Annotated in this window: 6 protein-coding genes and 1 pseudogene; 3 read left to right on the forward strand and 4 right to left on the reverse strand. The window is 52.2% G+C overall.

Annotated elements, in window-relative coordinates; all coding sequences use genetic code 11:
- Positions 1–257 precede the first annotated feature (257 nt).
- Together acs and FIV45_RS11545 are read left to right on the forward strand one after the other, a co-directional pair.
- On the forward strand, positions 258–2,198 hold the full coding sequence (acs, locus tag FIV45_RS11540) for an acetate--CoA ligase (protein ID WP_099472094.1): 1,941 nt from the start codon (positions 258–260) through the stop codon (positions 2,196–2,198).
- A gap of 244 nt (positions 2,199–2,442) precedes the next feature.
- Positions 2,443–3,105: a response regulator gene (locus FIV45_RS11545; protein WP_099472093.1), complete on the forward strand. Its 663-nt coding sequence runs from the start codon at positions 2,443–2,445 to the stop codon at positions 3,103–3,105.
- Here FIV45_RS11545 and FIV45_RS11550 read toward each other — a convergent pair.
- From FIV45_RS11550 to FIV45_RS11565, 4 genes and pseudogenes are all read right to left on the reverse strand, one after another.
- Positions 3,102–7,043 carry a hybrid sensor histidine kinase/response regulator gene (locus tag FIV45_RS11550; protein ID WP_099472092.1) on the reverse strand — a complete coding sequence of 1,314 codons (3,942 nt, stop codon included), beginning with the start codon at positions 7,041–7,043 and terminating at the stop codon, positions 3,102–3,104. The two genes, FIV45_RS11545 and FIV45_RS11550, sit on opposite strands and share 4 nt — an antisense overlap.
- 41 nt (positions 7,044–7,084) lie before the next feature.
- Positions 7,085–7,309 (reverse strand): hypothetical protein, encoded by a 225-nt coding sequence (locus FIV45_RS11555; protein ID WP_099472091.1) that lies wholly within the window; start codon positions 7,307–7,309, stop codon positions 7,085–7,087.
- 92 nt (positions 7,310–7,401) lie between these two features.
- Entirely contained in the window at positions 7,402–9,186 is a 1,785-nt protein-coding gene (locus FIV45_RS11560; protein WP_099472090.1) for a sodium:solute symporter family protein, read from the reverse strand.
- Between the two features lie 98 nt (positions 9,187–9,284).
- Positions 9,285–9,545: pseudogene (locus tag FIV45_RS11565) on the reverse strand (DUF4212 domain-containing protein); the annotation flags it as partial.
- 272 nt (positions 9,546–9,817) lie between these two features.
- Between FIV45_RS11565 and FIV45_RS11570 the strand changes: the two are divergent.
- Positions 9,818–11,710, forward strand: a complete 1,893-nt coding sequence (locus tag FIV45_RS11570) for an AMP-binding protein (protein ID WP_099472088.1) — start codon at positions 9,818–9,820, stop codon at positions 11,708–11,710.
- Positions 11,711–11,750: the final 40 nt, after the last annotated feature.

Here is an 11,750-nt window from a genome sequence, read left to right on the forward strand (position 1 = left end):
GCTTTTTGAATATCCAGAATTATTCAGCAATTAGGAGCTCCGCGATATGCGGCTTTGGTCGTACAATATTGCTAATTTAGAGACAACTTATTGATTTTTATGCTTTTTCAAAAGACAATATACGACTAATGTCTAATATGAATCATTAGGTAAAACAGAGAAAATAGGCGATATTAAAAGCCCAGATTCTTAAAGAAATTCCTGTTCCAGATACTATTTACAGGCGAATTTCTAATACAATTCGAGGAGAGACTAAGATGGACGTAAAAACCTACCCTGTTCCGGAATCCTATGCGGCGGCAGCCCATATTGACGAGGAAAAATACAATGATCTCTATGCCCAGTCATTGGCCGATCCTGAAGAATTCTGGGGCGCCGTTGGACACCGCCTCGACTGGATGACCCCTTATACCTCTGTCAAGGATGTCTCTTTCGCCAAAGAAGATTTGCATATCAATTGGTATAAAGACGGCACCCTGAACGCCAGTGTCAACTGTATTGACCGGCATTTACCTGACCGGGCGGATCAAACGGCCATCATCTTCGAAGGCGACGAGCCTTCTTCCTCACTTCATATTACATATCAGACCCTGTACGAAAAAGTCTGTCGTTTCGCCAATATCCTGCGCGCCCGCGGCGTGAAAAAAGGCGACCGGGTAACGATCTACATGCCAATGATCCAGCAAGCTGTCTATGCCATGCTGGCCTGCGCCCGCATCGGCGCCGTCCATTCCGTGGTCTTCGGCGGCTTCTCCCCCGACGCACTCGCCGGCCGTATCAAGGACTGCGACAGTCATGTAGTCATCACCGCCGACCAGGGCATCCGCGGCGGCCGTGCCGTGCCGTTAAAAGCCAATGTGGATGAAGCTCTCAACCATGAAGGCACCGACGTGGATACGGTTATCGTTGTCCGCCATTCCGGCGCCCGGGTTCAGATGCAGGAAGGCCGGGATATCTGGTATCAGGATGAGGCGGAAAAATACCCCGCCGAATGTGAACCAGAAGAAATGAATGCCGAAGATCCCCTGTTTATCCTCTACACCTCTGGTTCTACCGGCACCCCAAAAGGGGTTCTCCATACTACGGGAGGGTATCTCGTGTATGCGTCTCTCACCCATGAACTGGTGTTTGATTATAAGGACGGTGAGGTTTATTGGTGCACCGCCGATGTTGGCTGGGTCACCGGCCACAGTTATATCGTTTACGGGCCTCTGGCCAACGGTGCAACGACCCTGGTGTTCGAAGGCGTGCCCACTTATCCCGACGCCTCCCGTTTCTGGCAGGTTTGTGACAAGCACCAAGTCAATATTTTCTATACCGCGCCGACAGCCCTGCGCGCCCTGATGGGTTCCGGAGACGACTATGTCACGGCTTGCGACCTCAGTTCCCTGCGGATCCTCGGCACGGTAGGGGAACCGATCAACCCGGAAGCCTGGAACTGGTATCACAGGGTTGTGGGCAAGGAAACCTGCCCGATCGTCGACACCTGGTGGCAAACCGAAACAGGCGGCATGATGATCACGCCCCTGCCGGGGGCAACGGCTCTCAAACCAGGCTCAGCAACAAAACCTTTCTTTGGTATCCAGCCGCAACTGGTGGACAGCGAGGGCGTCGTGCTTGAAGGCCCGGCAGAGGGCAATCTGGTCATTGCCGACAGCTGGCCCGGGCAGATGCGCACGGTTTACGGCGACCATGACCGTTTTATCATGACCTACTTTTCCACCTATGACGGCAAGTATTTCACCGGAGACGGCTGCCGCCGCGATGAAGACGGCTATTACTGGATCACCGGACGGGTGGATGACGTGATCAATGTGTCCGGACATCGTATGGGCACCGCAGAAGTGGAAAGCGCGCTCGTAGCCCATGAACTGGTGGCCGAAGCCGCCGTGGTCGGCTATCCCCACGACATCAAGGGACAGGGCATCTACGCCTATGTCACCCTGATGGCAGAAATCGAAGGGTCCGATGACCTGCGGGCGGACCTGAAGAAATGGATCCGCCATGAAATTGGTCCTATCGCCCAACCGGACAAAATCCAGTTTGCCCAGGGCCTGCCCAAAACACGCTCGGGCAAGATCATGCGGCGTATCCTGCGCAAGGTAGCGGCCAATGAACATGACAGTCTGGGGGATATATCGACCCTTGCCGACCCGTCCGTGGTCAAAGATATTATACAAAACAGACGGAACCGGTAACGCCCCGACACGGCATATAAAACCACACCGGGCCGCCCCAAAGCGGCGGTCCGGAATACAACAATTCAATAATCAATATCTATGGAAGATAGTTACACATTTTTTCATCAGGGAGAGCAATAGCAAGGCTTACAAGACAAGAGACAAGCCTGAAAACCAAGTCATAAATTTACTGGCAAGAACGACCATGAAATGGCATAATATTAGCCGGTTCTTTTATGCAGAAGGGGAGTAAAATATCACAGTGACTGTTAGACGTGTCTTAATCGCAGATGACCACCCTTTGTTCCGGGCAGCTCTGAGGCAAGCCGTAACCAAGCTTGATAAAAACATAGAAATCATTGAAGTCAGCAACCTGGAACAGGCGCAGGCGACCCTTGCCGCTATTTCGGACATCAAGCTTGTCCTTCTCGACCTGCATATGTCCGACAGCCACGGGTTTTCCGGCCTGATCATGATCCGGCAGGAATATCCCGCCTTACCGGTGATCGTTGTATCCGCCAGTGAAGACCTGAACGTGATGCAGAAAGCCATGGGGCACGGGGCGTCCGGCTTTATTCCTAAATCAACGGATCTCGCCGTGATCGGAGCGGCAATCAACAGTGTATTTGACGGCGATGTGTGGCTGCCAGAAGGCGCCGCAGAAAAATTTGCCATTCAAAGTGAACAGGATCGTGAAACAGCCCGCCGCCTTGCCAGCCTCACTCCGGCACAATTCAAGGTATTGATGGGATTGATCCAGGGATTACTGAACAAACAGATCGCCTATAATATGGATATATCGGAAGCCACCGTAAAGGCCCATGTCACCGCCATATTTCGCAAGCTGAATGTCAATACCCGCACCCAGGCCGTAATCTTCGCCCAGTCTCTGGAAGTGGGAAGTGAACCTCTGGAACTTTCCTAATACCCATTCTCCACGCTCAATAACGCGGCTCTCAAGGCTGCCGGTTCAACCGGCTTTTGAATCAGCTGAAAACCGGCGGCGCTGATTTTTTCCTGCACCTCCACCGACCGGTCCGCCGTCACGATATAGCCCACCATCCCGGCCCCCATACTTTGCCGCAGCCTGATCAACAGATCCAGCCCGGTTTCCGGCGTGTCCAGCTGATAATCGACAAAGGCCACATTCAGGGGTTGTCCGGACTGTGCCAGTTTTTCTTTTGCTTCTGGATAGTCCGCCGCCGTAGTCACCTGACAGTGCCAACGGGTCAGCAGCTTCTCCATCCCGTCCAATATGGTTTTCTCATTATCCACACACAATACCGAAAGAGCTGTTTTAGGGGACGGTGGAACATCCTCCTGTCGCGCGCCGGCCACCTGCTCAGGCTGTCCAATACTGAGGGGAACCGAGACACGGAACACTGACCCCTGCCCTTGCACAGAATGGACCGTAATGCGATGCCCCAGAATTTTAATAATCCTATCCGTAATCGCAAGCCCCAGCCCGAGCCCTTTATCATCTGAATCCTTACTGTTTTTCAGGCGTTTGAATTCCTGAAAAATAGCTTCATGCTGATCCGCTTCGATACCGGACCCCGTATCCCATATTTCAATGCTCAATTCGGACGCCTTATGACGGCAACCAACCAGTACCCGCCCCTTTCTGGTGTAACGAATGGCATTGGAAATCAGGTTCTGCAGGACGCTCTGCAACAAACCTTTATCGCTGGATATATAGGCCCCGCAATCAATGCTGCGTAACTCAATGTTTTTATCCTGGGCAATGGCCGAGAACTCCACGTTCAGGGCCGTCAAAAGGCTTTGCACCGGGAAATCTGTGACCTCCGGCGTAATGCCACCCGCATCCAGCTTGGAAATATCCAGCAAGGCGTTGAGCAATCTTTCGGAAGACTTCAGGGATTGTGATATGTTCTGCACCAAACCATAGGTTTCCGGGTCATGGCCAGCAAGATCCTCTTCCAGGACAGAGGCAAACAATCGCGCCGCATTCAGCGGCTGCAGCAGATCATGACTGGCTGCGGCGAGGAAACGGGTTTTACTCTGGGTCGCGCTCTCCGCCTGCTGCTTGGCGAGCCGCAAGGCTTCTTCCGTTTCATGACGGGCAATAATCTCCGCATGCAGTTCGGCATTCAGCCGCGACAGCTCCACAGTCCGTTTTTTGACCCGTACCTCAAGGTTTTCATTCGTGTCTTTCAAGGCCAGTTCAGCAATGTGGCGATCCGTCACATCCTGATACAGCGCGAAGAACCCCTGAACACGACCCTTTTCATCTTTTTGCGGCACATAGGATACCTGGGTATGACGGATGCCTTGCCCTTCCCGGAAAATTTCCAGATCAAAAAGCTGTTTTTCCCCGGCCAGAACCCCCTCTACGTAAGGTTCTCTCTGGCTATAATCCTCCTCACCCAATACCTCGCGAATATGTTTGCCGATAATCTCTTTTCCGTCTGGATTATAGGCCGCGTGATAGGCTTTGTTGGCAAACCGCAAGCGATAATCCCGATCCGTATAGGCGATAATTTCCGGGACATTATCGGTATAAAACCGCATATTTTCTTCATTCTGACGTAACGCATTTTCAATGCGCTTCAATTCGGTGATGTCAGTAAAGCTGACCACCATACTGCCCCCCGGAATAGGATTCGACAGGATCTGCACCACCTGACCGTTGGGGCGAAACCGTATTCCGCTACGTGGTCGCTGTTTGCGCCAGTCTTCTTTACGCCGCGTCAGGATGGCTTCCACATCCCCATTGCCATATTCCCCCTGGCGGGCGTTATAACGCACCAGATCTTCCACCGGGCGGCCAACATAAAGAAAGGTATCCGGGTATCCAAACATCTCTATATATTTCTTGTTCCAGGCCAGAATATTCATTTTTTCGTCAAACACCAACACCGCCTGCCCGAGGTTTTCGAGGGTCTCTTGTAATATTTCCTTATTAAATTCAAGCTCTTCTGACGCATCGTTAAGAAATCGGACGACATCCTCAATTTGGAAATTTGACCCTTTCAGTGTCGATGCAATCAGATGATGAGCCGCCGATGCGCCAATGGCCCGGGCAATCAATCCTTCAACAAACTGTACGAACTGCGCGTCTATCCGGTCCGTCGCGGCCAAGGTGCGTCCGGTCGACATATTAAAATCGTCAATTAAGCTGCTGCCTGCCTTCCCGCCGAGAACTTTGGTCACCAGTTTCTTCAACTCTTCTGTTGTCGTGACCTCTTCCGATGGCGTGATATCCATTGGCTGCATCTTGCCCTGATTGGTGTCAACAAACACCCGGGCTTGTATCTTGTCCAGCATGCTCGGGTGCGCCCGCCAGGAAAAATAAAGATAGCAGGCCATATTGGCGAGAAAACTAAACACCACCCCGTGAGTCAGTGGATCCATCGCCGTGATCCCGAACAATGCCTCCGGCTTCAGCCAGGCGATGCCAAACGGCCCCTGTGCAATCACCATATTATTCAACCACTCAATTCCTGACATGCTGGGTAAAAGCAGCGTATAGAACCACATAATAAAACCGGCGCTTACTCCATATACCACACCACTCTTATGCCCTTTACGCCACAAAATGGCCCCTAGAATGGCCGGCAGAAACTGACTGGCGGCGACAAAAGAGATCAGCCCTATATTCGCCAGCGCATCATCGGAAGAGGCCATATAATAAGCATAGGCCAGCAACATCAGTAAAATGATCGACAGGCGTCGGATCACCAGCAACAAGCGGCTGAAATTCTGTTCATCAAGATTGATCAGCTTGAACTTCAAAAACAGCGGCATGGCGATATCATTGCAGATCATCGTGCTGAGCGCGATACAGGCAACAATCACCATCCCTGTGGCGGCCGAGAAACCACCAAGATACGTCAGGATCGCCAGAGCTTTATTTTCAAACGTAATCGGCAGGCCCAGAACATAGAAATCCGGGTTGTTGACCTTGCCCGCCAGAAGTTCCATGCCCCCCACCACGATGGGAATAAACACCAGACTGATCAACAGCAGATAAAGCGGAAACACCCACCGCGCCATACCGACATCATCAGGGCTGTTGTTTTCCACCACCATGACATGAAACTGCCGCGGCAAACAAATGATCGCCGCCATACTGAGAAACAGCATCGTGAAGAACCGCATGTTAAGCTGGTCGGCCGTAAAAAGCCCTCGTGTTTCGTTCAGGAGATGCAAATGGCCCAGAACATCCCCGACCCCGTCCATCAGGTAAAAGGTAACAAACAGCCCCACCGCCATCAACGCCACAAGTTTGATAATTGATTCAAAGGCGATCGCCTGGATCAACCCCCGGTGATGTTCCGTCGCATCAATATGCCGGGTGCCAAACATGATGGAAAAAAAGGCCAGCACCAAGGCCACAAAGAGTGCTTTGCTGTTTGCGGATGCCGTCACCGTCGACAAGAATTCAATTTCCGACGCGTCGGACAAAATCTGGAAGGTGGTGGCGATGGATTTCAGCTGAAGCGCGATATAAGGCAGCGAACCAATCACGGCCAGACAGGCAATCATTGTCGCAAGATTCTGGCTTTTGCCATAACGGGCCGAAATAAAGTCGGCAATCGAGGATGTATGTTGATGTTGGCCGGTCACGACAAGACGTTTTATAAATTTATGACCAAACAGAATAACCAGCAGCGGCCCGAGATAAATAGTAAAAAAACCGAGGCCCTGGGATGTTGCCGACCCCGCCGCCCCGTAATAGGTCCAGGAAGAACAGTAGACCGCAAGCGACAGGCTGTAAATCAGGGCGCGGGTGAACGGTTTTTGCGGGACATTGCGGTTTTGATCTCCATGACGCGCCACCAGAAACAGGCACCCCATATAGCCCAATGAAATCAGAACAATTACCCAGCCTTGCAACATCTATGGCGCCTCTGTACTTTTGTTTATATCCCGCCCTTCTCTTACCCCAACAAATGATTCATGAAGCGCACGATAATACCCAGGATCAGAACATAGAGCCCAATCCGGTTGAGAAGATATTCCACTTTGGTCAGGTCAAGTTTCTGAAACCAGATCTTTTTCAGCAGTCCCTTATCCTGGGTCCTGCGATAATATTTGATCAGAGAAACCACCATAAACAAGACCCCCAGAATAACCAGACCATGTTCCGCGATCTCATATGACATACGATCAAACTCCTCAATAATTACTGTAGGCTTTAAAGCAGAGATAAGGCAAGCCTTCTCAGGCTTGCCTTATCCATTAAATGTCGACGCCTCTAATGCGCCAGGTGGTGATGGTAGGACGCACCGGCCCCTTTCGGAATGCGAATGCTTTCCACCATATCCTGAACATCCTGTGGCGGCGCGGCGGTTACCCGACTGACCCCGTATGCCACAACAAAGTTCACAATCATGCCAAAGGTTCCGATACCTTCCGGTGAGATCCCCAGCAACCAGTGGGCGGCGTTATTGTCGCCCGGGTTGATGAACTTGAAGTAGATGATGTAAATCGAGGTAAACAGAATACCGCTGACCATACCGGCGATGGCCCCCTCCTTGTTCATCCGTTTGGAGAAAATCCCCATGATGATGATCGGGAAGAAAGACGATGCCGCAAGACCAAAGGCAAAGGCCACCACCTGCGCCACGAAGCCGGGCGGGTTGATGCCAAAATAACCGGCAATCGCGATCGCCACAGCCGCCGCCATACGGGCGAACATCAGTTCCTGCTTATCAGTGATATTCGGCAACAGGATCTTCTTGAACAAATCATGAGAGATCGATGTCGAGATCACCAGCAGCAAGCCCGCCGCTGTTGACAACGCCGCCGCCAGTCCCCCGGCCGCGACCAGGGCAATCACCCAATTGGGCAGACCGGCAATCTCCGGATTGGCCAGAACAATAATATCCCGGTCAATATACAGTTCGTTAGCGCCGTCCGTTGGTGCATTATGCAACAAACGTTGACCATGCACGCCCCGGGCTTCAGAGAAATTCGGTTTGCCGACAAAAGGCGCGCCTTTCACATACTGGATCTTGCCATCGTTATTCTTGTCAAGCCAACCAATCAGACTGCTGTCTTCCCAGTTTTTAAACCATTCCGGGGTTGCCGTATATTCGGCGTTACTGACCGTATTGATCAGATTCACCCGGGCAAAAGACGCAATCGCAGGCGCAGAAGTATAAAGAATAGCAATCAGAACCAGAGCATAACCGGCAGAAATCCGCGCATCCCGCACCCGTGGTACAGTGAAGAAGCGGATGATCACATGCGGCAGACCCGCTGTACCCACCATCAAAGCAGCCGTGATAAAGAAAATATCAATGGTCGATTTGGTGCCGTCCGTATAGGTGCCAAAGCCAAGTTCCTCGCTAAGCCCATCAAGTTTGTCGAGCAGATACACGCCAGAACCGTCATTCAGGGTGCTGCCAAACCCGAGCTGCGGGATCGGATTGTCGGTCATCAGGATCGAAATAAAGATCGCCGGCACCATGAAGGCAAAAATCAACACGCAATATTGCGCCACCTGGGTATAAGTAATGCCCTTCATCCCGCCGAGCACGGCATAAAAGAACACAACCGTCATGCCGATCAAAACGCCTGTCTCAATCTCCACTTCCAGAAAGCGGGAAAAAACAATACCCACACCGCGCATCTGACCTGCTACATAGGTAAAGGAAACGAAGATCGCACAGACCACCGCCACCAGACGGGCCGTATCAGAATAATAACGGTCCCCTACGAAATCCGGTACAGTAAACTTGCCAAATTTACGCAGATAAGGGGCAAGCAACAAGGCCAGCAAAACATATCCGCCGGTCCAGCCCATCAGATACATGCCGCCGTCCCGGCCCATGAAGGAAATCAGACCCGCCATGGAAATAAAAGACGCCGCAGACATCCAGTCCGCCGCAGTCGCCATACCATTGGCCAAAGGATGAACCCCGCCGCCAGCCACATAAAATTCATCCGTCGATCCCGCCCGGGACCATACGGCAATACCGATATAGAGCGCAAAAGTCAGCCCAACGATAATATAGGTTAAGGTTTGTACATCCATTTTTAAGCGCCTTTCTTATCGTCAACTTCTGAAATAGACTCGATGAAGCTTTCCTCGTGATGATAATATTCCTCATCCTCGACATAAACATCGTCCCCTTCATCGACACCATACTTCCGGTCCATTTTGTTCATTTTGACGACATAGATAAAAATCAGGACGACAAAGACATAGATTGCCCCCTGTTGCGCCATCCAGAACCCGAGCTTGAACCCAAAGAACCTGATGTTGTTCAATTCATCGGCAAATAAAATCCCCATTCCGAATGAAACCACGAACCAAACCGCCAGAAGAGACAACATCAATCTGATGTTTTCCTTCCAGTAGGCCTGGGCATTTTCCTTTTGCAAAGCATTCATGAGAAGCCACCCTAATTGTTGTTATAAAAAAGTCTGCCCCTGAACTCTATCAAACTGTCCCGCCGCTTTACAGCTAACTTTAGTCTAAGACCCCACAACCATCTGGCTGCAAACAGTTTTTGAAACTTACCGTCCAAAACTAACCTGTAATCAGCGTCAATTTCCGACAGGTTAAGGGTCTGAAATCCATATCATCCGTTAGTCGCATAGAAAGACACCTCCCGTTGATCTAAAATAGCAGCAGGAACACATCGAATGTCATGGAGACCCCAATGAAGGCAACATATCAGGAAATCTATCAGGCATGGCAATCGGACCCTGACGGGTTTTGGGCCGACGCCGCGAAATCCATTACCTGGAACAAGCCTTATGACAACATTCGGGACGACAGCAGGGCGCCATTTTATAGCTGGTTCCCGGGCGGTGAAGTCAATGTCTGTTATAACGCCGTGGACCGTCATGTGGCGCAAGGACGTGGCCCCCAGACCGCCCTGATCTATGACAGCCCGGTCGCCAACGTTAAACAACATTATAGCTACCAGGATCTTCTGGAAAAAGTGTCAAAACTCGCCGGAGGCCTAGCTTCTCTCGGGGTGACCAAAGGCGACCGCGTGGTAATTTATATGCCGATGATCCCGGAGGCCGTCTTCACCATGCTGGCCTGCGCCCGCATTGGCGCCATTCATTCTGTTGTCTTTGGTGGTTTTGCCGATACGGAACTGGCCAAACGCATTGATGACGCCAAGCCGAAAATCATCGTCTCCGCATCCGGTGGCATCGAACCTACCCATCAGGTGCCTTATAAACCACTGCTCGACAGCGCCGTGACCCACGCCCGCCACAAAGTGGACCATTGTGTTATTTTTGAACGCCCTGGACTGGAAGTAGACCTCAACGGCCCCCGGGATATCGACGGGCATCATCTGATGGACAACGCTGATCCCGTTCCCTGCGTGCCCGTCGCCTCCGGGCATCCGCTGTATATCCTCTATACCTCCGGCACCACAGGCGTACCCAAGGGGGTCGTGCGCGACAGTGCCGGATATATGGTGGCGTTAAGTTGGTCCATGCCGCATGTATATGGTGTCGAGTCCGGGGACGTCTATTGGGCCGCGTCTGACATTGGCTGGGTGGTCGGGCATTCCTATATCGTGTATGCCCCCTTGCTGCAAGGCTGCACCACAGTCCTGTTCGAAGGCAAGCCGGTGGGCACGCCCGATGCCGGTACTTTTTGGCGGGTCATTGAAGACTATCACGTCAATGTGCTGTTTACCGCACCGACCGCGCTACGCGCCATCAAACGCGAAGATCCCGCCGGTGACCATGTCAGGAAATATGATCTATCGTCTTTAAGAAGCCTGTTTCTCGCAGGAGAACGTGCTGACCCGGACAGCATAAAATGGGCCGAAACCCACTTGTCGCGTCCGGTTATAGACCATTGGTGGCAGACGGAAACCGGCTGGCCCGCCGCAGCGAATTTCGCCGGGTTAGAGCTCATGCCGGTGAAGTATGGCAGCGCCGGTCTGCCGGTGCCCGGGTATGAAATCTGCATCCTCGACGATCATGACCGGAAACGCCCCGCCGGTGAAACCGGTGATGTGGCGATTAAACTGCCTTTACCACCCGGATGTCTGCCGACCCTGTGGCAGAAGGATGACCATTATCAGACGTCTTATCTTGCCGACCATAAGGGCTATTACGCCACGGGGGATGCGGGCTTTATCGACGCGGATGGCTATGTCCATATCATGAGCCGCACCGACGACATCATCAATGTCGCTGGCCACAGGTTGTCCACCGGCGGGATCGAAGAAGCCGTCGGCGCCGCCCCCTCTGTGGCGGAGTGCGCCGTGGTTGGCATGAAAGACGACCTGAAAGGCATGGTGCCCCTGGCTTTCGTCGTGCTCTATCCCGGCAACAGCGCCGCGCCAGAGGCCATCGCCAAAGAAGTTATCACCGTTGTGCGTGAGAAAATAGGCCCCGTCGCGGCCTTAAAAACGGTAATTCCGGTCAAACGCCTGCCCAAAACCCGTTCCGGCAAGATCCTGCGCGCGACCTTACGTAAAATCGCCGATCATGAGGAATTTGTCGTCCCGGCGACGATTGATGATCCATGCATACTGGATGAAATCCGCCGTAACCTGACCCAACACGGGATGGATTAACGACGGCATATATTCCTGACTGAGAGCGTTAAAGTAACAT

Source organism: Paremcibacter congregatus (assembly GCF_006385135.1).
Taxonomy (GTDB): Bacteria; Pseudomonadota; Alphaproteobacteria; order Sphingomonadales; family Emcibacteraceae; genus Paremcibacter; species Paremcibacter congregatus.